At 52.6% G+C, this 25,289-nt stretch carries 27 protein-coding genes and 1 tRNA gene; 22 read left to right on the top strand and 6 right to left on the bottom strand.

Features of this window, described 5'->3' with window-relative positions:
- The coding region (locus tag GDA54_06355; GenBank protein ID MBC6497920.1) for a hypothetical protein at positions 1-702 on the bottom strand (702 nt) is incomplete at its 3' end.
- Between the two features lie 173 nt (positions 703-875).
- Here GDA54_06355 and GDA54_06350 point away from each other — a divergent pair.
- Positions 876-1,157: a hypothetical protein gene (locus GDA54_06350; protein ID MBC6497919.1), complete on the top strand. Its 282-nt coding sequence runs from the start codon at positions 876-878 to the stop codon at positions 1,155-1,157.
- A 171-nt stretch (positions 1,158-1,328) separates the two neighbouring features.
- Here GDA54_06350 and GDA54_06345 read toward each other — a convergent pair whose 3' ends face one another.
- Entirely contained in the window at positions 1,329-2,615 is a 1,287-nt protein-coding gene (locus tag GDA54_06345) for a tetratricopeptide repeat protein (protein MBC6497918.1), read from the bottom strand.
- Positions 2,509-3,786, bottom strand: a complete 1,278-nt coding sequence (locus GDA54_06340) for a tetratricopeptide repeat protein (protein ID MBC6497917.1) — start codon at positions 3,784-3,786, stop codon at positions 2,509-2,511. The genes GDA54_06345 and GDA54_06340 overlap by 107 nt, the downstream gene beginning before the upstream one ends.
- 125 nt (positions 3,787-3,911) lie before the next feature.
- On the opposite strand from GDA54_06340, the gene cysE reads away from it, so the two are divergent.
- The 3 genes from cysE to GDA54_06325 all read left to right on the top strand — a co-directional run bounded on the left by cysE (position 3,912) and on the right by GDA54_06325 (position 5,742).
- Positions 3,912-4,601 carry a serine O-acetyltransferase gene (cysE, locus tag GDA54_06335; GenBank protein MBC6497916.1) on the top strand — a complete coding sequence of 230 codons (690 nt, stop codon included), beginning with the start codon at positions 3,912-3,914 and terminating at the stop codon, positions 4,599-4,601.
- A 25-nt stretch (positions 4,602-4,626) separates the two neighbouring features.
- The gene (locus GDA54_06330; protein ID MBC6497915.1) at positions 4,627-5,070 is read left to right on the top strand and encodes a hypothetical protein; all 444 of its coding nucleotides are present in this window, start codon (positions 4,627-4,629) and stop codon (positions 5,068-5,070) included.
- Between the two features lie 150 nt (positions 5,071-5,220).
- On the top strand, positions 5,221-5,742 hold the full coding sequence (locus GDA54_06325) for a tetratricopeptide repeat protein (GenBank protein ID MBC6497914.1): 522 nt from the start codon (positions 5,221-5,223) through the stop codon (positions 5,740-5,742).
- Positions 5,743-5,816: 74 nt separating this feature from the next.
- Here the strand turns inward: GDA54_06325 and GDA54_06320 are convergent, their stop codons facing one another.
- Positions 5,817-6,425, bottom strand: coding sequence for a hypothetical protein (locus GDA54_06320; GenBank protein ID MBC6497913.1), 609 nt, complete (start codon positions 6,423-6,425; stop codon positions 5,817-5,819).
- Between the two features lie 101 nt (positions 6,426-6,526).
- Here GDA54_06320 and GDA54_06315 point away from each other — a divergent pair, with 101 nt between their 5' ends.
- From GDA54_06315 to GDA54_06270, 10 genes are all read left to right on the top strand, one after another.
- Complete coding sequence (locus GDA54_06315) at positions 6,527-7,837, top strand: aminotransferase class V-fold PLP-dependent enzyme (protein ID MBC6497912.1); 1,311 nt, start codon at positions 6,527-6,529, stop codon at positions 7,835-7,837.
- 82 nt (positions 7,838-7,919) lie between these two features.
- Positions 7,920-9,170, top strand: coding sequence for an IscS subfamily cysteine desulfurase (iscS, locus tag GDA54_06310; GenBank protein MBC6497911.1), 1,251 nt, complete (start codon positions 7,920-7,922; stop codon positions 9,168-9,170).
- A 159-nt stretch (positions 9,171-9,329) separates the two neighbouring features.
- Entirely contained in the window at positions 9,330-9,710 is a 381-nt protein-coding gene (gene iscU, locus GDA54_06305; GenBank protein MBC6497910.1) for a Fe-S cluster assembly scaffold IscU, read from the top strand.
- A 32-nt stretch (positions 9,711-9,742) separates the two neighbouring features.
- Complete coding sequence (locus tag GDA54_06300) at positions 9,743-10,075, top strand: iron-sulfur cluster assembly accessory protein (GenBank protein ID MBC6497909.1); 333 nt, start codon at positions 9,743-9,745, stop codon at positions 10,073-10,075.
- A gap of 5 nt (positions 10,076-10,080) precedes the next feature.
- Positions 10,081-10,698 (top strand): Fe-S protein assembly co-chaperone HscB, encoded by a 618-nt coding sequence (gene hscB / locus GDA54_06295; GenBank protein MBC6497908.1) that lies wholly within the window; start codon positions 10,081-10,083, stop codon positions 10,696-10,698.
- 87 nt (positions 10,699-10,785) lie between these two features.
- Positions 10,786-12,723 (top strand): Fe-S protein assembly chaperone HscA, encoded by a 1,938-nt coding sequence (hscA, locus tag GDA54_06290; GenBank protein MBC6497907.1) that lies wholly within the window; start codon positions 10,786-10,788, stop codon positions 12,721-12,723.
- 14 nt (positions 12,724-12,737) lie between these two features.
- Complete coding sequence (locus GDA54_06285; GenBank protein MBC6497906.1) at positions 12,738-13,073, top strand: 2Fe-2S iron-sulfur cluster binding domain-containing protein; 336 nt, start codon at positions 12,738-12,740, stop codon at positions 13,071-13,073.
- Entirely contained in the window at positions 13,073-13,273 is a 201-nt protein-coding gene (gene iscX, locus GDA54_06280) for a Fe-S cluster assembly protein IscX (GenBank protein MBC6497905.1), read from the top strand. Before GDA54_06285 ends, iscX begins: the two co-directional genes overlap by 1 nt.
- A gap of 6 nt (positions 13,274-13,279) precedes the next feature.
- A complete protein-coding gene (locus GDA54_06275; protein ID MBC6497904.1) occupies positions 13,280-13,681 on the top strand; it encodes an ankyrin repeat domain-containing protein in 402 nt (133 codons plus the stop codon).
- Positions 13,678-14,745, top strand: coding sequence for an ankyrin repeat domain-containing protein (locus GDA54_06270; GenBank protein ID MBC6497903.1), 1,068 nt, complete (start codon positions 13,678-13,680; stop codon positions 14,743-14,745). The genes GDA54_06275 and GDA54_06270 overlap by 4 nt, the downstream gene beginning before the upstream one ends.
- Before the next feature lie 50 nt (positions 14,746-14,795).
- Here GDA54_06270 and GDA54_06265 read toward each other — a convergent pair whose 3' ends face one another.
- Positions 14,796-15,989, bottom strand: a complete 1,194-nt coding sequence (locus GDA54_06265; protein ID MBC6497902.1) for a GNAT family N-acetyltransferase — start codon at positions 15,987-15,989, stop codon at positions 14,796-14,798.
- Positions 15,990-15,998: 9 nt separating this feature from the next.
- Between GDA54_06265 and speE the strand changes: the two genes are divergently transcribed.
- The 8 genes from speE to GDA54_06225 all read left to right on the top strand — a co-directional run bounded on the left by speE (position 15,999) and on the right by GDA54_06225 (position 25,012).
- Positions 15,999-16,880 (top strand): polyamine aminopropyltransferase, encoded by an 882-nt coding sequence (speE, locus tag GDA54_06260; GenBank protein ID MBC6497901.1) that lies wholly within the window; start codon positions 15,999-16,001, stop codon positions 16,878-16,880.
- Positions 16,868-18,358 carry an N-formylglutamate amidohydrolase gene (locus GDA54_06255; protein MBC6497900.1) on the top strand — a complete coding sequence of 497 codons (1,491 nt, stop codon included), beginning with the start codon at positions 16,868-16,870 and terminating at the stop codon, positions 18,356-18,358. The genes speE and GDA54_06255 overlap by 13 nt, the downstream gene beginning before the upstream one ends.
- 92 nt (positions 18,359-18,450) lie before the next feature.
- On the top strand, positions 18,451-18,723 hold the full coding sequence (locus GDA54_06250; protein MBC6497899.1) for a DUF1244 domain-containing protein: 273 nt from the start codon (positions 18,451-18,453) through the stop codon (positions 18,721-18,723).
- A complete protein-coding gene (gene dapF, locus GDA54_06245; GenBank protein ID MBC6497898.1) occupies positions 18,699-19,640 on the top strand; it encodes a diaminopimelate epimerase in 942 nt (313 codons plus the stop codon). Before GDA54_06250 ends, dapF begins: the two co-directional genes overlap by 25 nt.
- Before the next feature lie 10 nt (positions 19,641-19,650).
- Positions 19,651-21,033 carry a tRNA (N(6)-L-threonylcarbamoyladenosine(37)-C(2))-methylthiotransferase MtaB gene (gene mtaB, locus GDA54_06240; protein ID MBC6497897.1) on the top strand — a complete coding sequence of 461 codons (1,383 nt, stop codon included), beginning with the start codon at positions 19,651-19,653 and terminating at the stop codon, positions 21,031-21,033.
- Entirely contained in the window at positions 21,020-21,250 is a 231-nt protein-coding gene (locus GDA54_06235; GenBank protein MBC6497896.1) for a zinc-finger domain-containing protein, read from the top strand. Before mtaB ends, GDA54_06235 begins: the two co-directional genes overlap by 14 nt.
- 7 nt (positions 21,251-21,257) lie before the next feature.
- On the top strand, positions 21,258-24,104 hold the full coding sequence (gene polA / locus GDA54_06230) for a DNA polymerase I (protein MBC6497895.1): 2,847 nt from the start codon (positions 21,258-21,260) through the stop codon (positions 24,102-24,104).
- A gap of 128 nt (positions 24,105-24,232) precedes the next feature.
- Positions 24,233-25,012, top strand: coding sequence for a DUF1223 domain-containing protein (locus tag GDA54_06225; GenBank protein MBC6497894.1), 780 nt, complete (start codon positions 24,233-24,235; stop codon positions 25,010-25,012).
- Positions 25,013-25,086: 74 nt separating this feature from the next.
- Here the strand turns inward: GDA54_06225 and GDA54_06220 are convergent.
- Positions 25,087-25,159, bottom strand: a tRNA-Phe gene (locus tag GDA54_06220).
- Positions 25,160-25,289 lie beyond the last annotated feature (130 nt).

Below are 25,289 nucleotides of genomic sequence, written 5' to 3'. Positions count from 1 at the left end.
CACAAGGCGACCGCCTGTGCATGTCTCGGCGGTGATGGTTTGCACGCTCCCATCCTCTTCATCGGCAATCTTGACGCTATCGCCATCGATGGTTTGCGCCTCGCCGTCATTGTTGATACCGACAATATAGGCGTCATTGCCTTCATTATCCCCTGCGCGATTTGTCCGTAGGGGACGCGTCCCCGCTTCGTCAATGGTGGCAATAATGTAGCGTGTGCCATCGATGTCATCGCTCTCACGGAAATAGACATCACCGGGCCCGCGCACATGGTTGCCGCGCACACAGACGATATTAACGCCGCTATGACTGATACAATCACCATCCGACAAGGCATTGCCATCACTATCAAGGACGCGCAAACGGGCATTGGAGACAAAGAGGGTGACGCCTGAGGTATATGTTCCCGTGAGTGTGGCGGTGGTTGCCTCTATCGTGCCAAGCTCTGTGCCGTCATCGGCCATGATCGCGCCATTATTGATAACAGCCACAAGCCCGCCATTGTCGCCAAAAACACCAAAGGCGCGCCCTTCGGTCACGCCTTGTGCCATCCCTGATGTCACAGGAATGCCATTGATGAAGCTCGCGCCGCCAAATTCGCGCTCACTGCCACAGGCACTGAGGCTCAGCAGCGCGAACAGGCTGAGGATGGCGCGCTTGATAATGCTGTCATTAAAATGCTGTCGGGGGGTCGATGTCTTCATTGTCTCACTCCGTGTGCGTTGTTTTGTGGGTGTGTATTCTTAACGCCCGCTCCTTTATCCTGTGTAGAGTGCTACCCTACACAAGAGAACGTCCCTTTGTCAAGGCATTAACGTTTGCAATGTGGGATACAATACGTTACGTAACATGAGGGGCGTTAAACGTCTGAGGCGTGATGATGGAAGAAAATTTTGAGCACCTGGAAAGAAATCTAGAAGCCCTTAAGAAAAAGATACCTTCTCTTGGGGTGGAAGATGTGGGCAAGTTTGCCCTTATGCGTGATGGAAACCTTGTTAAGACCTTCTCCAAAGTGGAAGACGCTCACGAATATGCGTCTGAAAAATTCAAGGATAGAAACTATAGCGTCCATATGATTACAGATGTTCCAGTGGACCTCGGTTACTATTCTGTGAGTTTCGGGGACGACGAAAGCAAAAACATTTTTTGTCAACATTGAGATTCCCATGGGCGTGGTCTATACAAAAAGAGGTCAATTACCCGAATATAAGGGATTTACAGATAAATACCATGTGCTACTGGGAAGAGATATATTAGACACAGGTATTTTTCAGATACATTTTGGGGGACAAGGTCTTATCGGCTTTTAGAAAAATCCGCCCTCGTTAAATTAAAAATCAAGGCGTTCTAACATATCAAGGGCGTGGCTGTCGCCTAACTGGGCGGCGCGGGTGAGGTCGGCTTGCGCCTTGCCTTTGTCGCCATGCTCGTAATAGGCGATGGCGCGGTTATAGTAGGTGAGCGCATTGTCGTCATCTAAGGCGATGGCGCGGGTATAATCCTCTATGGCGCTTATGAGCGCGCCTTGCTTGTAGTGAGAGAATCCCCTGTTGCTATAGGCAAGGGCGTCCTGGGGATTGAGGGTTAAGGCGCGGTTATAATCTTGGATGGCATCCCCATATTTTCCTTGCTGGTGATAGGCAACGCCACGATTGCGATAGGCATCGGCATAGGCGCTGTCTAAGGCGATGGCGCGACTATGGTCGCGGATGGCGCTGGCATAATCGTCGCTGCTATCATTGTCGTTCTCTGGGCGGCGCATGCCACGGGTGATATAGGTGAACCCACGTAAATTATAGGCCTCCTTGTCATCGGGAGAGAGGGCCAAAAGAGAGTCATAATCCTCGATGGCCGCATGATAGTCGCCATACAGATAATAAGAGGCGGCGCGATTGCGATAAGCCACCGATTGCAGACGCCTATCAGGCTCTAACCCTAAGGCAATGGTGTATTGCTGGATGGCTTTGGCATAGTCGCCACGAAGACGATAGGCAAACCCTAGATTGTTGTAGGCTGTGACGTAGCGGGGGTCAAGGGTGAGGGCAATGGAGCAATCCTTGATGGCATGGCTATAGTCGCCTTGACTGTTGTAGGCAAAGCAACGATTGTGATAGGCGTCGGCATCGTCGGGATTGAGGGCGATGGACTTTGTATAGTCGGTGATGGCATGGCGCCAATTCTGTTGATTGCCATAGGCAACACCGCGATTGAAATAGGCGAGGGCTGTGATGGAGTCCTGAGGATTGAGGGCAATGGCGTCAGAGCATTCTGTGATGGCTTGGTCAAGAGCGCCTTGCGCGATGAAGGCGCCGCAAAACTTGATATGCTTGAGGGCAGTGGCGTCACGCTCGCTGAGGGGGATGGCGCGGGGCATGGTCGCCTCGCCAGTATCAGCATAGGCAGGAGGCGCAGGGGCGATGATAGGCATGAGAGAGAGACACACGGCAATGGCGGGCACAGCTATGGCGGGACGCCTATAACTCCGCACGCTATCCCACCCGCCAAGCATGTCACGTGTCATGGCGCGCCTTGTCGGTGAGGGAACGGGCTGTCTCTTGGTCGTGTTGCGCCTCTTGCTCGCGCCCAAGATGGCGATAGGCTGTGCTTCGATAGCCATAAATCACGGCTTCACGGGGATTGATGGCAATGGCGCGGTCGCAATCGGCAAGGGCTTCGTCCCACCGCTCTAGCTTCCCATACATCACGGCCCGATTGGTATAGAGAGACTCGGCTGGCGTCACCTCCTTTGCGCTCTCCTCGATGGCGCGGGTGAAATCAGCAAGGGCTTCCTCGATATGCTCCATCCTGTTATGGAGATAGGCTCGATTCTGATAGGCCACGCCATAAGACGGATTGAGCTCAATGGCGCGGTTGTAGTCATGCAGGGCTTGGGCATCATCGCCACGGCTATAATACGTGTTGCCACGATTGTTATACAAAATAGGGTTGTCTGGCTCTATCTCGAGCGCCTTGCTATAGTCGGCAATGGCGCGCAAGCGGTCGCCCTTATCCCCCTTCTTCACATAGGCATTGGCGCGCCCATTGTAAAAAGAGACGTCATGAGGATTTAACGCAATGGCTTTGGAATAATCGGCAATGGCCTTCTCCTTCTCACCAGCGCCATGATAGGCGTCGCCACGATGGTAGTAAAGAGTCGCATCCTCTGGCGCAAGGGCGATGGCTTTGGCGTAATCGTCGATGGCCTGCTTGTAATCCCCACGGCTGTAATAGGTGCGCGCACGATTGTTATACAAAATAGGGTTGTCTGGCTCTATCTCGAGCGCCTTGCCATAGTCGGCAATGGCGCGCAAACGGTCACCCTTATCCCCCTTCCTCACGTAAGCGCTAGCGCGCTTCCCGTAATAATCGGCATTGTCTGGGGCGATGGCGATGGCTTTGGTGTAGTTCTCGATGGCGCGCAAGCGGTCGCCTACGGCATGGTATGTATCAGCACGACGACAATAATGAGGCGCATGGTCTGGCTGTAAGGCAATGGCGCTGGACCAATCCTCGATGGCGCGCTGGAAAGCCTGAGCGCGGGCGTGACTAAAGGCGCGATTGCTATAAAAAGAGGCATTGTCCGGCGCAAGGGTGATGGCTTTGGTGTAATCCTCGATGGCGCGCTGCCATGCCTTGTGCTTGTGATAGGCAACACCGCGATTGTTATAAAGGGTGGCGTCCTGTGGATGGTCCTTGATGGCATCGCTATAGGCGTCTATCTCTGGCGATGTCGTCGCTGTCGCTGGCGGGGACGTCATGGATGGCGCGTCTTTCTGTGTCTTGGACATGGTATGCTCCGTCTTTGTCGGCTATGATGCTTAAGGGTAGCACTGATGACGCTCTCAGGGTATGATGAAAGGCACAATTCACAAGCGCCATGCGTCACTCTCTCTATGCCCCTACGGACGTCAGTATGTCTTTCCTCTCTATCGTTTCTAATGATTTACGCGCCTTTTGTCAACGAGACCCCGCTGCGCGCTCTCGATGGCACGTCTTCTTCTTGTATCCGGGATTTCACGCCTTGCTCCTCCACCGCATGGCACACAGACTATGGGGATGGGGCTTGCATTTCCTCGCACGCCTGTTAAGCTACATGAACCGATTCGTGACACATATAGAAATACACCCCGCCGCGCGCCTCGGTGAAGGACTCGTTATCGACCATGGGGCTGGCTTGGTTATCGGTGAAACCGTCGAGATAGGACGCCATTGCACGCTCTACCAAGGCGTGACGCTAGGCGGACTCTCTCCGTCCATCGACTCGAAAGCGCAAGTCTCGGTCAAACGACACCCAACCTTAGGCGACTATGTCATTGTCGGCTCTGGCGCACAAGTCCTCGGCCCTCTCATGGTGGGGAATGGCGCACGCATTGGCGCAAATGCTGTCGTCATCACGCATGTGAAGGCAGGGCAAACCGTCGTCGGCATACCCGCACGAACTGTCGGCGGACGTAAAAATACAGAACAAGCGCCAGACTTCGTCCCCTACGGACTAGAAGAAAGCACAGAAGACCCCCTATGGAGAGAAATCGCAGCGCTACGCGAACGTATCGCCCATATTGAAAAAGGGACACACAGAAACAAAACATCCACACCATCATAGAGGAGAGAGAGCAATGTTCAGACAAATGCTACGCATGCGACGCTTGACAGGAGGCATGGGAAAGAGGGGAAAAGGAGGCATGGGCGGTATGAGGGGCGGTATGGGAGGCGGTATGGGGATGATGGGAAGAGGCATGGGCGGGCGAGGCATGGGCGGTTTTGGCGGGATACGCCTTATCGTCATCCTCTGTATGATGGTTGTCGGCTTCTTTAGCTGGCTCTTTGGCGGCGATGACGCAAAAAAGGGAGGAGAAAGCAATAAGGGACAAAAGGAACGCGCCTTTCGGGGACTTGGCGGTATGGGGATGGGAGGAGGGATGGGACGAGGCATGCGAGGCCTCTTCGCCCCCGATAAACCCGATAAGCAAGGAAAAAAGAGAGGCAAAAATAAAGACAAAAATACAGACAAAAATAAAGATGAGGGCAAAAATAAAAAGGATAAAGACAAAAAAAAGAACCAGAAAAACTGAATGGCGAGGATGGCATTGCTTTTATCCTCGCCATGCCTTATACTCACACCAACGGGCAGAGAGACAAGGGCAGGGCGCACGCACATATGGAGGAACAAGCTGATGAACAGGAAAAGGATATGCTGTGTCTTGGGGATGGCGCTATGCCCCATGATGACATGGCTTGATGCCGACATGGCACGAGCCGACCATGCTCTGCCTCAGAGAGCCCATGGCGCAACAACGGGCGCGACAACAGGCGTGACAACATATGAAGGGCATGACGTCTATCACGTTGCTGGTGGTGGCGGAGGAGGAAAATCCTTCTTTAGAATCTTCCGACGATTTGGAAGTGGCGAGGATGACGACGCCGATAACGAAGATGAGATGGTGAAAAAATACGATGCCGCCATCGAGAGAGACCCAGAAAATGCCGAAGCCTATTATAAACGCGCCATGTTTTGGAAAGGACGCGGGCGGTGGGCGCGCGCCATTAATGATTTCAATGCCGCCTTGGAACGGCGCTCAGATTGGGCAGATGCCTATTATCACAGGAGTGTCGCCCGTATGGAAAGTGGCTATCAAGAGGAAGGGCGGGCGGATAGGCAGAAAGCCTATGATTTAGGGTATAAGGGAAAAGGCAAGAAAAAGAACAAGAAAGCAAGAAATAAGAAACGAGAGGAAGAAGAATAGTCTTGTGTCATGCTCTCCTGACCATCGGCGGGGCCACCCATGTCTGTGATATGTTGTGAGCGCGCCTCTGTTCTCTAAAGCGCCACAAGAACGATGGTGAACAGAAAGGATACCGCCTTATAGACGGCATAGAAGACGCCATAGATAAGGCTTCCCAATAATGACAAGGCTGTTTCGAGGGCTGATGACTCGTCTTCTGCTGATGATACGCCATTGTTGCTGAGCGGCGCGTCTCCATCATGGAGGACAGGCGTATTCCCCGTTTGGCGAGCGTCCTGCATGTGCGCATGCAATGGCTTGGCGCGAGCATAATCGGCAAGGGCTTCCTCCATGCGTCCTTCATAGGCGTAACTGATTCCCCTGTAGGTATAGGCAAGGGCAAGGAGATACGAGTCCTCCGTTTGTGAGTCAATAACGGCACTGCACGCCATGATGGCGTCTCTATATGCTTGCTTGTCATAGGCGATGGCACAGGCGTCCTTGTAGGCTTGCACATGAGCATCGATAAGAGCGGAGGAACGAGTCTCATGGCTATGGGGAAGTGCTGTGAGATGGGCATAAGATGAAACGGGCCATAGGATAGCGCTCAAGACGAGCCCAGTCCTCAAGGCTCTCACAAAGACTCTGAGGGCGACCCTGATGCCGAGCCTCATCCCATCATGATGAAAAAGCGTATGGCGCATGATTGTGTGTCCTCCTCACAGAGTATCGTTGTCTTTCGTTCATTCATTGTTCGGGCTTTCGCCAGAGGGGAAGGTAGCACGAATAACGCCATGCATGCAACATGATCTATGATAAAAGAAGAGCCTATAGGCCAACGGGGAGAGAGAGGAGTCGTCAGGTGCGTGTCTATCTTGATAATAATGCCAGCATGCCTATCATGCCTGAGGCATTATCGGCTGTCAATCGCGCCTATGAAGGAGGGTTGGGTAATCCTTCTTCTCCTCACAGGGATGGGCGTCATGCGAGAGCCTCTTTAGCACAAGCGCGTCAAGCCGTGATGACGCATACCAACATGCGGGACGGGAGTCTCATGTTCACCTCAGGGGCCACCGAGTCGAACAACATGGCTTTACGTCTGTGTCATTGGGAGCATATCATCATGAGCGAGGCAGAGCATGACTCCCTTTGGGTTGGCGCTCATGCGCTTCATCGCGCTGGGCGGAGCAAGCTCCATATTGTGCCAGTGGGCAGAGATGGGCGTATGCGTCTCTCACACGTGCAAGACATGGCGGAACATATTGGTCTCTGTGCGGACTCGTCGCCATCTATCCTCCTTGTCTTGACGTGGGGGCATAATGAAAGTGGCGTCATGTATGAACAAGACATGCTCGAGGACTATATGGCATGGGCTGAGCAGCATGCCATTGCCATGCACATCGATGGCGCGCAAATGTTGGGACGTATGGCATTGGATATTGATGGCATGGCGCATGGCGCTCACGGCGCTGGCAAGGGCTGTTTTTCTCTCTCTCTGTCGTCCCACAAGATGGGCGGTCCTCATGGCGTTGGTGTTTTTTATCTCTTTGGTGGCGGATGGTCTGGTATAGAGGCGACACCATACCCGCTTCTCTTTGGTGGCGGCCAAGAAGGGGGGTTGCGTGGTGGGAGTGAGAACGTCCCCGCCATTGTTGGTTTTGCCGCAGCTGTCAAACGGGCAACACAGAATGTCGAGGAGCAAGTGGCGCGTTGGCATACGTGGCGTCGCCAATGGGAGGACGGGGTGAAGGCGCTGGGCGCGACTTTCCATCGTCCCGTTAAGATTATCCATGATGATGTCTTACGCTTGCCAAATACGACGGCTTGTGCGCTGTCTTCTTATCGCGCCGAGACATTGGTTATAGGCTTGGACCAGCATGGCGTTTCCGTGAGCAGAGGCTCAGCATGTAGCGTGGCACAAGGCAAGCCATCGCGCTTTCTTCGTGCCATAGGACAGGGAGAGGCCATAGACAGCGTCATACGTATCAGTTTCGGATGGCAGACGAGGGCAAGCGACGTCGCGCACGCCTTAGTCGCCCTCGAGGACGTGCTTGGGACGATAGAACAGGCGTCACCACATAAGGTGTCACCGCATAAGGTGTTACGGGGAGCGTGATATTTATCTTGACAAGCACAGGGTGTCTCTCTATATCCCTCACATATGCAGGGGGAGAGATTATAGTGTAAGAGGCAGAACGATGAGCAAGCAGAAAAACGGCGCACAGAAAAACGGCACACAGGGCAAGCCAATCTATTTGGACTATCAGGCGACGACGCCGACCGACCCCCGTGTCTTTAAGGCGATGGAGCCTTATTTTTTAGAGTATTTTGGCAATCCTCACTCGCGCAACCATGTCTATGGTTGGGAGGCTGAGTCGGCCATAGAGGAAGCGCGTGAGCATGTGGCGTCCATTATCGGTGCGCACCCTAAGGAGATTATTTTCACCTCAGGGGCGACGGAGTCTAACAATATCGCCATCAAGGGCATTGCTCGTTTTTATCAGGACAGAAAGAATCACATCATCACATGCGTGACGGAGCATAAATGCGTGCTAGAGTCGTGTCGTCATTTGTCTCAAGAGGGGTTTGAGATTACCTATTTGCCTGTGCGTTCTAATGGTTTGCTGGACTTGGATGTTTTGAAGGATGCCATAACGGACAAGACGTCTCTTGTATCGGTTATGGGGGTTCATAACGAGATAGGTGTTATTCAGCCTTTGGCGGCGATAGGCGAGATATGCCGTGAGCGTAAGGTTTTTTTCCACAGCGATTGTGCCCAAGCCGTTGGCAAGATTCCTCTGGATGTGAATGCCATGAACATTGATGCCATGAGCATATCAGGGCATAAGCTCTATGGTCCGAAGGGTATTGGCGCTCTTTACGTTCGCCGTAAGCCTCGTGTGCGTATCGCCCCTCTTATGAGCGGAGGCGGACAGGAGAGGGGGATGCGTTCGGGGACTCTTCCCACGCCTCTCTGTGTCGGGTTGGGCGAAGCGTGTGCCATTGCCAGCAAGGAGATGGAGGCAGAAAATAAACGCCTTTATGGTTTGCGCGAGCGTTTTCTCAAAGGCATTCAAGACAAGCTCCAAGACACTTATGTCAATGGCGACTTAGAGCATCGTATCCCCGGCAATATCAATGTGAGTTTTGCCTATGTGGAAGGTGAGTCATTGATGATGGGGATTAAGGACCTCTCGCTCTCCTCTGGCTCTGCCTGTACGTCGGCATCTCTTGAGCCTTCGTATGTTTTGCGCGCTTTAGGCGTGAATGAGGAGTTGGCGCATACGAGCCTACGTGTCGGCTTTGGCCGTTTTTCTACAGAACAAGATGTGGACCAGGCCATTGCGTCCATTGTATCCAACGTTGAGCGTTTGCGTGAGATGAGTCCTCTGTGGGAGATGGCGCAGGAGGGCATCGATATCAGCAAGATAGAGTGGGCGCACCATTGACCTCGAGGAACGGACACAAGGAACGGACGTGGGTGTGACGAAAAAAGAGTGCACAAAACACTTTGCTTTCACACCCACCTATCCTATATTATCGTTACAGGAGGTTCATCGGGGGTGTAGGTGTATCAATATACGGCAAGTGATGGAGGATAAGAGACTATGTCATATAGCGAACGTTTGATTGACCATTACGAGAAGCCGCGCAATATCGGCTCGATGGACAAGACGTCTAAGGATGTGGGGACGGGATTGGTGGGTGCTCCCGCATGTGGTGACGTCATGAAGTTGCAGATCAAGGTTAATGAGGAGGGGATCATTGAGGACGCCAAATTCAAGACATTTGGCTGTGGCTCTGCCATTGCCTCTAGTTCACTTGTGACGGAGTGGGTGAAGGGCAAGAGTCTCGATGAGGCGATGGCGATCAAGAACACCGATATTGCGGAACATCTTGCTTTGCCTCCCGTGAAGATTCACTGCTCTATTCTTGCTGAGGATGCTGTGAAGGCGGCCATTAAGGATTATCAAGACAAGCACGCTTGATTTTCCGCAAGTGACGACAGGTGGTGTCTCCCATGCCTCCCATGATTCATGTAACAGAGAGTGCTGTGGCGCGCGTCAAGGAGATGATACGTGGGCGTGGCAAGCCGACGGCGGGTTTGCGCTTGGGCGTGAGCAGTCGTGGCTGTTCTGGTTTATCCTATGTTTTAGAGTATGCCAACACGCCTCCCGCTGGCGATGATGTGTTAGAGGTGGATGGGGTGATGCTCTATATCGACCCGAAGGCCGTCATGTTTTTGATAGGCACGGAGATGGACTATGTGGAGGACGATTTAGAGTCGGGTTTTGTCTTTCGCAATCCCAATGAGAAGGGACGCTGTGGCTGTGGCGAGTCCTTTCATGTTTAGGCGTGATGGCTCAAGGTAGGGACACGCCTCTTGTATGCTGGTCTTGTGGCGGGACATTTAACAGAACAGGCGGGGGCATTTCCGTGTGTCCTCTCTGTGGTGCGTTACAGCCCTTTATGGCGTCTCAGGATGCCTTTGATATTTTCAATTATGAGGCGGGGTATCGTTTGGATATGGGGCGTTTAGAGACGGATTATCTGTCCATGCAGAGGCGTCTTCATCCCGACATGTTTATCAACGCCAGTGGGAAAGAGCGGCGTATTGCGGCGTCCAATGCGGCCGCTGTCAATGAATGTTATGGCGTATTATGCGACCCCCTCAAAAGGAGTATCGCCCTCTTGGCGCGTGTGGGCCATGAGGCAACGGTGGCGCGCGAGCAAAAGACGATAGATGACCCAGAATTATTGATAGAGATGTTAGAATGGCGCGACGTGGTGGCGTCTGGTGATGATGAAGAGAGAACAAGGTTGCGATGCGACCACAAGGATAAGATTCATGCCTGTGAGGAGGCGATAGCTGATGCCTATGAGGCAGGGGATTGGCCGAAGATGGATAAGGAGTCCGTGCGTTTGCGTTATCTTATGCGCTTGGGTGAGTCCTTTCAGGACGTAAGGCTGGCATAGCGCTATGGAGATATGTGGAGATATAGTGGAGATATAACGGAGATATAATGGGGACATCATGGAGGCATATGGGAGATTTGTGTGATGATGGCGCTTTTACAGATTCATGAGCCCGGTGAGACGCCCAAGCCGCACAGCAAGGCGCGCGATAGCAAGGGTGGCGATGGTGACCATGGCATGGCGATTGGCATTGATTTGGGGACGACTCGTTCCATGCTGGCTTACGTTGATGGCGACAAGGGCGCTGTGCATATCGTGCGCGACCAACAAGGCGGGCGTTTTGTGCCGTCAGTCCTATGTTTTCACAAGGATAAGCGGGACAACCCCATTGTGATAGGTGCAGAGGCGGTTGCCGTCATGGAGCAAGGGGGTGATAAGGATGTCGTCTGTGTCTCGTCAGTGAAACGTTTTATGGGCAGGGGGATTGATGATGATGTCGTGAAGAACGTCAAGGACACATTGGCCTATGGCGTGGAAGGCGGGGGCGATGATGGACAAGGCATGGTGCGTTTGGTGATAGGGGGTCGCCATTATTCGCCGGTTGCGTTATCGTCTATGATTTTGCGTTTTATGCGCGAGATGGCGGAGGCGTCTATGGCTGTTCCATTGCGTCGTGCTGTGATCACCGTGCCGGCGTATTTTGATGATGCGGCGCGTCTGGCGACGAAGGATGCGGCGCGTCTTGCGGGATTAGAGGTTTTGCGCCTAGTCAATGAACCGACAGCCGCCGCCCTGGCCTATGGTTTAGAGAGCGGACAGGAAGGTCTGTATGCCGTGTATGATTTTGGTGGCGGGACATTTGATTTTTCGGTGTTACACCTCAGGCGTGGTGTTTTTCAGGTGTTAGCGACAGGGGGTGATGGTGCGTTGGGTGGCGATGATTTCGATGATGCCTTGTTGTCATGGTGTCTCGAGCAAGGCTATGAGCCGTCCTTGACGGGGGGCGAGCGTCACCAGCAATTGATGCGTCTTCGGGCCTATCGTGAGGCGCTGACGCATAAGGAGCATATAGAGGGTGAGAATAAGGCGGGACAGCGTTACAGCCTGAGTCGCCGCTGTTTAGAAGATGCCGTCACGCCTTTGGTGGAGAGGAGTCTTGCCATATGTGACGGGGTGTTGCGTGATGCTCAAAAAGAGAGAGGCATGATAGAGGGTGTCGTGTTGGCGGGTGGTGTGACGCGTATGCCGTTCATACGCAAGCGCGTCTCAGCTTTTTTTGGCAAGGAGGCATTGACATCCCTTGACCCCGATGAAGTCGTTGTGAGAGGCGCGGCGTTGCAGGCCCATGCCCTCACGCGTGGCGCTCAGACATTATTATTGGATGTCTGTCCCCTATCACTCGGGTTAGAGACGATGGGTGGCCTCACTGAGAAGATGATCATGCGCAATACGCCATTGCCTGTATGTAAGCGTCAGACATTCACGACATGGCAGGATGGGCAGACGGCCATGTCGTTGCATATCGTGCAAGGCGAGAGAGAGATGGCGTCTGATAATCGTTCTTTGGCGCGTTTTGTGTTGTCGTCGATTCCCCCTATGGCGGCGGGGATGGCGCGTATTGATGTGACGTTGACGATTGATGTGGATGGTTTATTGACGGTGGAGGCGCAAGAGCAACAGAGCGGCGTCAAGCAGAGCATCGAGGTCAAGCCTTCCTATGGCGTTTCAGAGGATGAGATGGCGTCTATGGTGCGCGCCAGCATCACCCATGCCCGTGATGACATGGCGATGCGTCTGGGGCGAGAGGCGCGGGTAGAGGGTGAGCGCCTTGCCCTTGCTGTAGAGAAGGCATTGGCGTCATCAGGCGCTTTATGTAGCGATGAGGAGAGAAAAACCATCGAGGCGGCGCTTTATACCTTGAAGGAGTCGCTCAAACAGGATAAAAGAGACGTTATCAAGGAGGCGATAACAGGATTGGACGAGGCAACACAGGCCTTTGCTCAGCGGCGCATGGAGCATGCCATGGCGCAAGGATTAAGAGGCAAGGCCGTTGGTGATGTCGCTGGCGAAGACGAGACGAGGTGAGGAGCGACAGACACATGCCGAGAGTGACATTTATTGAGGCTGATGGCAAGCGTCACGAGATAGACGCTGAGGAAGGGAAATCGCTGTTAGAGATAGCCCACGAGAACGATATTGCGTTAGAGGGAGCATGTGAGGGATCGCTGGCATGTTCGACGTGCCATGTCATTGTGGATGGCGCTTTTTATGACCAATTGGACGAGGCGTCAGAGGACGAGGAGGATATGTTGGATTTAGCGTGGGGCTTGACAGAGACATCCCGTCTGGGCTGTCAGATTGTCATGACGAAGGCATTGGATGGCTTGGTGGTAACATTGCCCGCGGCCACGCGTAATATGCAGGTAGGTGGATAATGGGACTACGTTGGAGTGATACTTATGATATTGCCATGGCCTTAGAGGAGGCCTATCCCGATAAGGATAACGTGAATTTGCGTTTCACGGATTTACATGCGTGGGTGACGGGTTTAGAGGACTTCGAGGACGACCCCCAAGCCTCAAACGAAGCCATTCTAGAGGCGATACAGATGGCGTGGATTGACGAACGGGAGTGATACGAGATGAACGGCGACACAGCCTTACATGAGGCATTGAGGGAGGGCAACCCCCAGCGGGTAGAGCGTTTGCTAGCTGATGGTGTGGTGGATGTGCATGCGCGTGACAAGGATGGCAGAACACCCCTTCATTGTGCGGTATATAAGGGGAATCTTGATGTGATAAGGCTCTTACTGGATGGCGGTGCTGATGTGAATGCACAGAACGTGCATGGCAACACAGCCTTACATTGTGCGGTGTATAAGGAGAATCTTGATGTGATAACGCTCTTACTCTCTTGGGGTGCTGATGTGAATGCGTGGAACAAATTGAAGAGCACGCCTCTTGATGATGCAGAAAGGAAATATCTCAAGATAGCCCCTCTCTTACAGGAAGCTGGCGGTAAAAGGGGCAAGGATATACTATGACATCAAAGGACAAGTCGTTGCTTGATAGCGCCTTTATGGCGGTGGCGACAGCTTCCGACATCCAAGCAGCGCTCGACAAGGGTATGGATGTCAACGCTCAAGATGTCTATGGCTGGACGCCTCTTCACTATGCTGTGGTGTGGGATAGGGCGAAGACGCCTGACGAGAGTATCACGCACACGCTCCTCAAGGCGGGGGCAGACATCAACGCCCAAGACAAAAAGGGATGTCTTCCCCTTCATCGGGCAGTAGAGAGTGAACATCTCTTTGTTGTCCGCCTCTTAGTGCAACAGGGGGCTGATGTGCATGGGCGCGACTCGGAGCAGAACACGCCTCTTCATTGGGCGACATGGAACAAGGAGGCGCATATCGTGCGTCACTTGCTGTCTGTTGGGGCGGACATTCATGCGCGCAATGCCTATGGGCGCACGCCTCTTCACCATGTTGCCTATGGGCGCAACCAACCAGCGCTCCATGCGCTCTTAGAGGCAGGGGCAGATGTCAAGGCACAAGACGAGGATGGCTATACGCCTCTCCATGATGTCTTATGGAATGGCTGGAAGGATAAGCATCTTGCGTTGTTTGCTGACGTGCTGGCAGCGGGGGCAGACATCAACGCCCAAGACCATCAAGGCCATGCGCCTCTTCATTGGGCAGCGCGCAAACTCAAGAGATATGTCCACATAGAAAAACTCATAGAGAAAGGCAGCCATGTTGATGTTCAAGATAAGAAGGGGTGGACGCCTCTTCATTATGCCACAAGGTATAACGACATCTCTCTTATTGCGCGCACGCTCTTAGCGAAAGGCGCTGATATTCATGCGACGACAGCGAATGGCATGACGCCGCTCCATATGGCGGCATTGGGCGCTTATAGCGCCGCCACCCTCAATATGTTGATAGACCATGGCGCGTCTGTCGAGTCGAAAAACCATCGAGGGAAAACTGTTCATGCGCTTATCAAGACAAACAAAGCCTTGAAAATGGACGAACTCTATAAGATATTGCGCACCACAGCGCAAAAACCCGCCACAAAACCGACCCCGCCACCCGCCACCACATAATGTGCTGTATGGGGGATGTGCTGTGTGCTGTATCCCGTAGAGGGCGTCCTTTATGGGGTGAGTCTATGTGCGTATTGTTTTAGCGCTTCATAATGTTGGGTGATGTCTTGGCGTTCTTGTTGGAGGAATCTCTCCACAGCCTGTCGTAACTGTGGGTGGACGATATAGTGGCTACTATAGGTGATATGGGGTTGGTAGCCTCTGAGGAGTTTATGTATTCCTTGAGCGCCTGCTTCGATGGTATGGATATGGTGGGCGATGGCATAGATGATGGCTTGATAGTAGCAAAGTTCAAAATGCAATCCTCGACATGGGCGTGTTGCGCCCCAATAGCGTCCATAGAGGGTATGGTCGTCTTTGATATGGAGCGCGGCTGCTTGGAGCGCGCCGCGTTTTTCGAGGCGCGCTGTGGCGACGAGGATGTGGTCGGGCATTTTTTGTGCCAAGAGAGGAAAAAAGGACGGAGGCAGGTAGGCATAGCTATGGTGGCGTTCAATGGTATCGATATAGAGTGTGTAGAATCTGTGCCAATCATCATCGCTCAGCTGTGAGGCATGTTCCATGCCAATCTCTAAGCCATGGGCGTCATGCTGATAGAGTCTATGGCGTTCTTTTTTGATATTTTTCCTTTTGCGTGAGGGCATGTGGTTGAGGAAGTCATCAAAGCTGGCGTAAGAATCATTGTGCCAGTGGTATTGTATGCCATAGCGTGTCAGACATCCTGCTTGCTCGGCCTCACGAGCTTGGTCTCTGGGAAGAAACGTCACGTGGAGGGATGACAGCCCATGGTGGGTGATGGACTCTATGAGTGTTTGAAACAAGGCGCGCATGTCATGGGCGTGGCATGCCGTTGAAGGCAGAATTCTTGGCCCATTCACGGGGCTAAAGGGTGCGGCAATAAGGGCTTTGGGATAATAGGGGATATGGGCGTTGTGTGCCGCATGCGCCCATGCATGGTCGAAGACAAATTCGCCATAGGAATGGCTTTTGCTGTAGAGGGGAACAGCCGCTTTAAGGGTCTCAACGCCTTTGTCGGCCTGTGAGGTGTCTTGATGTGTCTTATGGGCGTAGAGCAGGCTAGGCATGGGTGTCCATCCCGTCTCTTTATGGGTCGCCCCGCTTTCCTCCATAGCAGCTAAAAAAGGGTAGCTGGTAAAACCATGTCCCTGACACGATGTCCATAACGTGCGTGGGATCTTGGTGATACTATCAAAATGCTTTATAGAGTAAGAGGAGGGAGGCATGGTCTGTGCATGAGGCGTTTTGTGTCTATGAAACAATTTGAAGAGACACTCCATGAGGGGTTTCGTATCGTTCTATCGGTGTCATCTATTCTTTATCACGAGAAGACGTCTCACCAAGAGCTCATCATATTCGATAATCCCATCATGGGACGTGTCTTAGCCTTAGATCATGTCATACAGACGACGTCTCGGGATGAATATATTTACCATGAGATGTTAGTCCATCCCGCCTTAGTCTCTTGTCATTGTTGGCGTCATCATGTGGGTGATTCGAGTCCCATAGATGTTCTTGTCATTGGTGGGGGTGATGGTGGCACGGTGCGTGAGCTCTTGCGCTATCCTTCGACGCATGTTGTCATGGTGGAAATAGACAGAAGTGTCATTGATTTATGCCGTCGCTATCTTCCAGACCATAGTCTTGGTGCTTTCGAGAACGAGCGCCTGCATGTGGACATAGCTGATGGGGCGTCTTATGTGAAGGAATGCGGTAAGACATTTGACGTTATTATTGTTGATTCCACCGACCCTATTGGCCCAGGGGAAGCCTTGTTTGGTGAGGAATTTTTTACCCATAGCAAACATCTTTTGAAGGAGGGGGGCATTTTTGTTAATCAAAATGGCGTCTCATTCCTACAGGGCGACAGCATAAAACGGACGCACCATGTGCTCAAGCGTCTCTATAGAGCCCATCGTTTTTACCAAGCATGTGTGCCAAGTTATGTGGGGGGTGTGATGATGTTCGCATGGGGGAGTGATATGGCGCTCCATGGGCGATGGACAAGAGCGCAACGAAAGGCGGCGCAAGAACGAAGTGCTGTCGGTCCCATGCGTCATTACACGCCTGACGTCCATCAGGCGTCCTTTGTCTTGCCTATGGATTGTCCTATCTAATGTGGCGTCACGCTGATGACCCTCCAGTCGTTCGATATTATGGCATGGACGAGGGGACAGAGGCGAGGCGGCCTGTCTTATTCTTAGGTGACCATGCGGGTTTTGCCATTCCCCGCTGTCTTGCTGCGTTAGGCTTGGACGAAAAAGAGCGGACATCCCATATTGCTGGTGACCATGGTGTTGCTCCATGGCTTGATGCGATGGTGGGCTATGTGGCAGGTTATGGCTTAGGAGCATGCTATTCCCGCCTTGTCGTAGACCATAATCGCGCGCCAGAGTCGGAAGGGTGGATAGCGTCCGTCAGTGATGGCGTGACCATTCGTGGCAATGAAAGCATGGGAGAGGAAGAACGCCATTGGCGCAAGACACAATTTTTTGATGTATGGCATAAGGCGATAGACGATGTCATTAAACGCGCTCATCCAGCCGTCATTGTTGCCTTGCATAGTTTCACGCCAGCCCTCAAGGATGGGGTGCGTCGTCGCTGTGCCATAGGTTTACTTCACAATGGCGATAGGCGTCTTGCTGATATATTGGCGACATTCTTACGTGCAGAGAGTTCTTACCATGTAAGCCATAACGAGCCGTATGACGGGCGTTTTTTCAACTATACGTTGGACCGCCATGCCTTGAGGCGCGCCATTCCCCATGTCAGCATAGAAGTGCGCAGTGATCTCTTGCTCTCGCCAGACCATGGGCCTCGTGTGACATCGCTTATAGGGCGTGGTGTCGTCCATGCGGGATATTGCGTGCGTGCGCGCCATTATCGCAGGATAGGGTATACGGAACGAGCCGTTGATATGTATAACGAGGCCATTGCCCATGACCCTCACCAGCCTTCATACTATGTGGAGCGCGCCCGTGCTTATCAATGTATGGGGAGGGATGGGGACGCCCTCACAGATTATGGCACAGCCCTTCGTTTAGAGGGACATAACGCAGAGTATTATGGTCAGAGAGGGGATATTCATGGAGCGAGAGAGGCGTATGAACGTGCCATTGAGGAATACACGCGTGCCATCCAATGTGATAAGAGAGGGACGGCAGAGTATCACATCAGGCGAGGGCAGTGTTATAAGGCGCTCAAGGCGTATGGGGATGCCATGCGTGATTATGACAAGGCGCTCAATATCAAGCCTCGACAAGACGTCTATTACTACGAGCGCGCCTTGTTGTATGTTTTGCAGGGGGATGACAAGCGCGCCATCGAGGATTTCAGCCGTGCCATTCAACATCATCCCCATAAAGGGGTCTATGATGGGGTGTATTATGCGCGCTATTATGCGGGACGAGGCATGGCGTATGGGCGTCAGCATGATGACGCCCATGCCTTAGAGGATGTCACGCATGCCATTGGTCTTCATGTCAACCATGCGCCTTATTACGTTCTACGTAGTATGCTCTATAAGAGGATGGGAGCAGAGGATAAGGCGCGACAGGATATGATGATGGCAAAGGAAATACAGGGCGATGTGTGAAGGGAGGCGCGGGAGAACAGCATGGAGTGGACATTGTTTGTCTTTCCCTCTACATGTCTTTGTGGGGTGTATTGTTTTTGGAGGTATAAGGGATGGCTGACCATGTTTTTCTTCAGCATGTAGACCGTCAGACACAGGAGTCCATCGAGGCAGAGGTTTTTCGCCGTCTGTTGGCGCATCTGGACGAGCGTAAGGATGTGCAGAATATCGACATTATGAATTTAGCGGGTTTTTGTCGTAATTGTCTTGCCAAATGGTATCGGGAATCGGCGCAAGAACGAGGCATTGATGTCTCTTATGATGATGTGCGTGAGCATGTCTATGGCATGCCGTATGCCACGTGGAAAGAACGTTACCAAAAATAGAGCGGTTCATGACGTCTCTTCCTTTTGTCAAGATGCATGGGCTTGGCAATGATTTTATGATGGTCGAGGAGGACGCCTTGCATGCTGTGCAAGGCATGATGGGATGTTCTTTCTCTGGGCGTTCGTTGCCTGGCTCTTTTGTGGGAGCGCTCTCTGACCGTCATCGGGGTGTGGGCTTCGACCAATTGATTATCCTTTCGAAGGCGCGTCATGACGGCTTGGCTGACCGTGCCATCCACATTTACAATGTGGATGGGAGTCATGCGCAGACATGTGGCAATGCGTTGCGTTGTCTTGGTTTGTGGCTTTATCAACAGGATGGCGAGCGTCACCATGTCATCGAGACGGAGTCGGCTCTTTTAGATGTGGAGTATCACGAGGGCTTGGTGCGTGTTGACATGGGGCGGGTGCGCCATGATTGGCGGGACATTCCCATGCGTGATGCCTGTGATACGCAGAATCTGTCCTTTGATGTGGACGGGATAGACCTTGGACGTGGTGTGGCGGTGAATATCGGCAATCCTCACGTCATTTTTTTCACGGAGGATGTCAAGGCTCTTCCCTTATCCGTCATAGGGGAGAGGATAGGGCGTGATGAGCGTTTTCCTGATGGGGTGAATATCGGTGTTGCGCGCGTCATCGTGCGTGATGAGATTTACTTACGCACATGGGAGAGGGGGAGCGGGGCGACACAGGCATGTGGGAGCAACGCATGCGCCTGTCTTGTTGCCGCATCCATGACACATCAGACTGATAGGCGCGCAACGATTGTGATGGATGGTGGTCGCCTCGATATCGAGTGGCTCAAGGATGGGCATGTCATGATGAGAGGAGACGCCGCCATGAGCTATAGGGGTGTCATTGATATGGAAGAAGCGTATTATCGGCTGGCCATAGGGGGCGGGCATGGGACATGAGATGGGACACATGCTGAGAGATAAGGGCGAGGGCACGAGACAAGGGATGACATCACCTATGAAGGTCATCACACTAGGCTGTCGCCTCAATCATTATGAGAGTGCTGTGATGAAGCAGATGGCGGATGACAATGGTGTGACAAATCATGTCATCATTCATAGTTGTGCTGTCACCCATGAGGCGGAACGTCAATCGCGTCAGGCGGTTCGGCGGGCGCGCAAGCGCTATCCCCATGCCACCATTGTTGTGACGGGATGTTCGGCACAGATACATCCCGACATGTATCGTGCGATGAAAGACGTGGATATGGTTGTTGGCAATGATAGGAAGACGGATGTCTCCCTGTATCGCATGCTGGCGACGGACAAGGGCGACAGCGCGGAACAGCGCAGAATGGATGGGAAAGATAAGAGGGCATTGGACGAGTCCCTCTCGTCGTCTATGGCGCGTTCTTTTTTTGGTCGTGTTCGCGGTTTTGTTGCCGTGCAACATGGATGTGACCATCACTGCACTTTTTGTATTATTCCTCAAGGCAGGGGGGAGCATAGGAGTATGCCCATTGATGATGTCGTGCGTCAATCCTCTTTATTGGCACAGGCTGGTGCGAAGGAGATTGTGCTGACGGGTGTCGATATGGCGTCATGGGGGCGTGAGGATGGCCGCATGCTTGGGGAGCTTGTGGAGGCGGTTCTTCATCATGTGCCTACGGTGAAGCGTTGGCGTTTATCGTCCCTTGACCCTTTTCCTGTGGCGTGCGATACGAGGTTACAGGCTCTTTATGCTGACCATCCCCATATGATGCCGTATATGCATCTCAGTGTGCAGGCGGGCGACAACATGGTTTTGAAGCGCATGAGGAGGCGTCATTGTCGTGAGGATGTCATTCAGCTATGCCATGGGATGTGTGAAAAGCGTGAGGACATGGTCTTTGGTGCGGATATGATTGCGGGTTTTCCTACGGAGAGCGACGCCATGCATAGTCGTTCTGTGTCTTTATTGGAGGAGGCGGGGCTTGTGCTGAATCACATTTTTCCCTACTCTGTGCGTCATGGGACGCCTGCTGCCCGCATGCCGCGTCTTGAGCGCGCCACATGTGTCTTGCGCGCTGAACGTCTCAGGCGCCATGGGGTGGCCTTGCGTGATGCGATGGTGCGGCGACAGATACAGAGAGGCGACTCATCCCGTGTTCTTATTGAGAGAGTCGATGCGGAGGGTCGTCTGTGGGCGCGTAGTGACTCCTATATGCCTGTGCGTATCGAGGAGGCGCGGACGGGTGCTCACATGGCGTATGGACAGGGTGATGTCGTGTCCTGTCGTTTCCTGTCTGTGGGTCATGATGGTGTGATAGGGTCTATTCTTGGGCGAGAGGGAGAGACAGATGGTGGAGTCTGATAGACGAGAGCAAGGGACACATGTATCGTCCCATGGGGAGGACTCTGAGCATATCGAGGAGGTTGTGTATGTGGAGTCGTCTGTGTCATCGGTCTGTTGTTGTGGCGAGGGGGTGCGCGATGGCGGTCATCCTCGAGTCTATCTTCCCATAGGGGAGAAGGGGTATGTGATTTGTCCCTATTGTCACCGCCGTTTTGTGCGCCGATATGAGGGATAGACACCCTATGGCGGAGTCCTCTATCAGTCGTCTTATTTTGATAGACGGGTCTGGCTATATTTTCCGCGCCTTTTATGCGCTTCCCATGATGACTCGTCGTGATGGTTTGCCAGTCAATGCCGTTTATGGTTTTACGCGCATGGTGTTGAATATCATTCTTCACGAGACATCGCGTCCCGGGCATGGTGATGGGCGTCATCGTCCTGCTGCCCTTGGCGTGATTTTTGATTCCAAGGGCAAGAGCTTTAGGAATGACATCTATCCCGCCTATAAGGAGAATCGTCCGTCGCCGCCTGAGGCTCTTGTGCCACAATTTTCGTGGATAAAGAAAGTGCCACAGGCCTTTAATTTGGAAGCCGTCGAGAAAGAAGGCTATGAAGCCGATGATGTCATTGCCACTTATGCCTATCAAGCGAGACAGCAGAACATTCCTGTGACGATCTATTCGTCCGATAAGGATTTGATGCAGTTGGTAGGGGCTGGCATCACGCTGTTTGACCCTGTTAAGAATCGAGAGATAGGGGAAGAACAAGTTCGCGAGAAATTCGGTGTGCCACCAGAGAAGGTCATAGAGGTGATGGCGTTATCGGGGGATAGTTCCGACAATGTGCCGGGGGTGCCGGGGATTGGGCCAAAGACGGCGTCCCAGCTCATCGAGACGTTTGGTACGTTAGAGTCGTTATTGGGACAGGCAGACACCATCACGCAGCCGCAACGGAGGCAGCGTTTGATGGACTATGCACAGCAAGCGCGCCTCTCGAAGGAGTTAGTAACGTTGTGTCTTGATGTGCCTGTAGAGCGTGACTTCAGCATTTTTGCCTTTAAGCCTTTAGAGCGTGAGAAATTGCTCTCTTTTCTCCAAGAGCTTGAATTTAAGCGTATCATGGCCAGTGTGAAAGAGCATTTTGGCGATGACATGTCGGTGAAAGCAGAGGACGCCACATCTGGTGCGACAGCTGTGACGTCAGCACAACGCACACAAGGTTGTTTATCCTTCGAGTCGTCATCTCCCTCAACGGGACATCTTGTCGCGACACAGACAGAGCACATCCTCATCGAGGATAAGACAACATGGGAACGTTATAAGGGGCGTCTCTATGAACAAGGCATATGGAGTCTTGTGCCACAATGGCGTACGTCGTCGGCGGGGAACAAGAGCGGACGTTCGAAACATCGTGCGACATTATTGGGTGTTGCCCTTGGCATAGAGGAAAACACGGCAAGAGAGCAAGGCGCATTGAGTCTCTTCATTCCTCTCGACGAAGAATGGCAGGGACGTGATGCCATATGGGGGCAGCTCAAGGCGCTCATGGAGGACGAGTGTGTGGCGAAGGTTGCCTATGATGTGAAAGCCTTGTTTCATGGGATGGCGCAGTGCTGTGGTGAGTCGTGGTGTGGGAGAGCGTTCGAGGATGTCATGGTCATGGCGTATGGCGCTGAAGGGGGTCATGTGCGTCACCATTGGCAAGCTTTTATGGAGCGTATGCGTTTGACCGTGGGGGATGATGGGTGTGAGGAAGACGATAACGCCCCTCCACACATCGTGTATGGTCGTCAGGCGTTGCATGTCATGGCATGTTATCGCCATATCTATGGGGAGTTGTTGCGTTGCCGAACGTATGGTGTCTATCACATGCTGGAAAAGCCTCTGATCGCTGTTCTGGCGGCTATGGAGCGGGCGGGTGTTGCTGTGGATGCGTCATGCTTGCATGCTTTGACGCGTCAATTCGAGGAGGAACAGAAGACGTGGGAGGAGTCTATTTTTCAAGAGGTAGGACATCGGTTTTTGCTTGGGTCGCCTCAGCAATTGAGCAGGGTGTTGTTCGAGGAACTCTCTCTTCCCACAGGTCGAAAAGGCAAGAGTGGCGTGTATTCCACCGACTCTGGTGTGTTAGAGGATTTGTCGCAACAAGGGTATGGGTTAGCCGATAAGATTTTGGCGTGGCGGCGCTTGGCAAAATTGCGGAGTACGTACAGTGAGGCTCTTGTGCGTTACATTGACGATGGTGGGCGTATCCATAGCCAATTTTCCCAAGTCAGCACGAACACGGGTCGTCTCTCTTCCCTAGAGCCTAATGTGCAGAACATTCCCATGCGTCGTTCTGAGGGTCGTGCTCTTCGTGAGGCGTTTATTGCCCATGATGGCTATCTCGTGATGAGCGCTGATTATTCTCAGATAGAGTTGCGTATCCTTGCCTTGATGGCTGACGTGAAGGTATTACAGAGTGATTTTGTTGATGGCGTTGATATTCATACACGCACCGCTGCGAAAATCTTTTCCGTTGCTGAACGTGATGTGGATGCCGACAAGAGAAGGAAAGCCAAAGCCATTAATTTTGGCATTATCTATGGCATGAGCGCCTTTGGTCTTGCTCGTCAGCTCAAGATAGGACAAGCTGATGCGCAAGATGCCATCGATGCGTTCTTTCGTATCTATCCAGAGATTAAAACCTATATGGAGACGCAAATCGCGCTCTGTCGTGAGCGAGGCTATGTCACGACACTTTTTGGCAGGCGATGTTTCATGCCAGACATTCGAGCAAAACATGCTCCCGTGCGCCATTTTGCCGAACGGGCGGCCATCAATGCGCCTATACAAGGCACGGCCGCTGACATCATCAAAAAGGCCATGATACGTATACATGGCGCGCTGAAGGGGCAAGAGCGCAAGGCGCGGATGGTGCTACAAGTCCATGATGAGCTCGTCTTCGAAGTGCAAGAGGGCCATTGTCCGTCGATGGCGCACATCATTGAGGAACACATGGTCCGTGCGCCTTTTCCTTTTCTCCAACGTGATATGTCTTTGGTTGTGGATGTTGGTTGGGGACGCCACTGGGGCGATGCCCATGCCTAAAGGGACGTTCAGGAGGCATGGCACGTGATGATGCGTGGCATTCTTTTCTTGTTTTTGTCCCGCATTGTTCCATAGTATATCTGTGCTATCTTTCATAGGGGGACAACCATAAGACAAGGTGAAACATCATGGACATCCATATGGAACGGAATCGGTGGGCGAGCGGCGACTTTTGGTGCGGGAGGGTCAAGGCGATGGTGTGTGTGGGCTTATGGGCTATGGTAGGCTTTATGCCAGTGATGGCGCTGGCTGAAACAAAGAGTGTGGCTATTGTCGAGCTCTTTACGTCACAGGGGTGTAGTTCGTGTCCTCCCGCTGATGCTTTATTGTCTGAATTGAGTCATACCAATGATGACGTGATCGCGCTGGCACACCATGTGGATTATTGGAATTATATCGGGTGGGAAGATCCTTTTTCTTCGCCTCACGCCAGCATGCGTCAACGTTCTTATGTGCGCGTGCTATCGAATTGGACATCGTATACGCCCCAGATGGTGGTGGATGGCGCGTATGATGTTGCGGGATATAAGCGGGATGCTGTCTTTAAGCATGTGGGACAATCATTGCAGAGCCATCGGGTCAAGCGTCTCTCTGTGGAGCATAGCCTTGATGGTGAACAAGCCCAAGTGATGTTGCCTCTCTCTTTGCGGGAAGACTTTGTCGTCTGGGTTGTTGGTTATGATGGTGCGCATGAAACGCACGTAGAGCGTGGTGAGAATAGGGGAAGGCGTCTTATCAACACCCATGTTGTGCGTCACATGGATAAAGCCTCAGAGGAGGCAAGGGCATTGGGTGTTATTATCATCGACATCGCTGGTGAAAAGGCGCAGAAACGCGCTGGTGTTGCTGTGCTTGTTCAAGACGGGGAGGTAGGCCCTATTGTCGCGGCGGCTGATGTGCGTTTTTAGTGGGGATGATATAGATGACATATATGTGACGATATGTGTGCCCATATGTGTGCTCATATGTGTGCTCATATGTGTGCCCAGGGGAGGAATTGAACCACCGACACGTCGATTTTCAGTCGACTGCTCTACCAACTGAGCTACCTGGGCGCGTGGGCTTCAACAGCAAGGAGTATAGCACAATCGTAGGATTGTCTAGGTGTCTCTTTGCCTATTTTTTCACACCAGCCGTATGGAGGAGTTGTTCTGTGTGCCATAAGGGGAGTCCAAGGGCATTGCT

The organism is Alphaproteobacteria bacterium GM7ARS4 (assembly GCA_014332745.1).
Classification (GTDB): Bacteria; Pseudomonadota; Alphaproteobacteria; order GM7ARS4; family GM7ARS4; genus GM7ARS4.
This window is presented reverse-complemented; position numbering and strand designations above follow the sequence as displayed.

Coding starts and splice junctions, on each gene's coding strand:
- GDA54_06275 (MBC6497904.1), top strand. CDS start 13,280: ATGAACGGCGACACAGCCTTACATGAGGCATTGAGGGAGGGCAACCCC.
- cysE (MBC6497916.1), top strand. CDS start 3,912: ATGTCTTTCCTCTCTATCGTTTCTAATGATTTACGCGCCTTTTGTCAA.
- GDA54_06300 (MBC6497909.1), top strand. CDS start 9,743: ATGCCTCCCATGATTCATGTAACAGAGAGTGCTGTGGCGCGCGTCAAG.
- GDA54_06250 (MBC6497899.1), top strand. CDS start 18,451: ATGGCTGACCATGTTTTTCTTCAGCATGTAGACCGTCAGACACAGGAG.
- GDA54_06350 (MBC6497919.1), top strand. CDS start 876: ATGATGGAAGAAAATTTTGAGCACCTGGAAAGAAATCTAGAAGCCCTT.
- speE (MBC6497901.1), top strand. CDS start 15,999: ATGAGGCGTTTTGTGTCTATGAAACAATTTGAAGAGACACTCCATGAG.
- GDA54_06320 (MBC6497913.1), bottom strand. CDS start 6,425: ATGCGCCATACGCTTTTTCATCATGATGGGATGAGGCTCGGCATCAGG.
- mtaB (MBC6497897.1), top strand. CDS start 19,651: ATGCTGAGAGATAAGGGCGAGGGCACGAGACAAGGGATGACATCACCT.
- GDA54_06315 (MBC6497912.1), top strand. CDS start 6,527: ATGATCTATGATAAAAGAAGAGCCTATAGGCCAACGGGGAGAGAGAGG.
- GDA54_06340 (MBC6497917.1), bottom strand. CDS start 3,786: ATGTCCAAGACACAGAAAGACGCGCCATCCATGACGTCCCCGCCAGCG.
- iscS (MBC6497911.1), top strand. CDS start 7,920: ATGAGCAAGCAGAAAAACGGCGCACAGAAAAACGGCACACAGGGCAAG.
- iscX (MBC6497905.1), top strand. CDS start 13,073: ATGGGACTACGTTGGAGTGATACTTATGATATTGCCATGGCCTTAGAG.
- GDA54_06270 (MBC6497903.1), top strand. CDS start 13,678: ATGACATCAAAGGACAAGTCGTTGCTTGATAGCGCCTTTATGGCGGTG.
- GDA54_06225 (MBC6497894.1), top strand. CDS start 24,233: ATGGACATCCATATGGAACGGAATCGGTGGGCGAGCGGCGACTTTTGG.
- iscU (MBC6497910.1), top strand. CDS start 9,330: ATGTCATATAGCGAACGTTTGATTGACCATTACGAGAAGCCGCGCAAT.
- GDA54_06345 (MBC6497918.1), bottom strand. CDS start 2,615: ATGGCTATCGAAGCACAGCCTATCGCCATCTTGGGCGCGAGCAAGAGG.
- hscA (MBC6497907.1), top strand. CDS start 10,786: ATGGCGCTTTTACAGATTCATGAGCCCGGTGAGACGCCCAAGCCGCAC.
- hscB (MBC6497908.1), top strand. CDS start 10,081: ATGGCTCAAGGTAGGGACACGCCTCTTGTATGCTGGTCTTGTGGCGGG.
- GDA54_06325 (MBC6497914.1), top strand. CDS start 5,221: ATGATGACATGGCTTGATGCCGACATGGCACGAGCCGACCATGCTCTG.
- polA (MBC6497895.1), top strand. CDS start 21,258: ATGGCGGAGTCCTCTATCAGTCGTCTTATTTTGATAGACGGGTCTGGC.
- GDA54_06285 (MBC6497906.1), top strand. CDS start 12,738: ATGCCGAGAGTGACATTTATTGAGGCTGATGGCAAGCGTCACGAGATA.
- GDA54_06330 (MBC6497915.1), top strand. CDS start 4,627: ATGCTACGCATGCGACGCTTGACAGGAGGCATGGGAAAGAGGGGAAAA.
- GDA54_06235 (MBC6497896.1), top strand. CDS start 21,020: ATGGTGGAGTCTGATAGACGAGAGCAAGGGACACATGTATCGTCCCAT.
- GDA54_06265 (MBC6497902.1), bottom strand. CDS start 15,989: ATGCCTCCCTCCTCTTACTCTATAAAGCATTTTGATAGTATCACCAAG.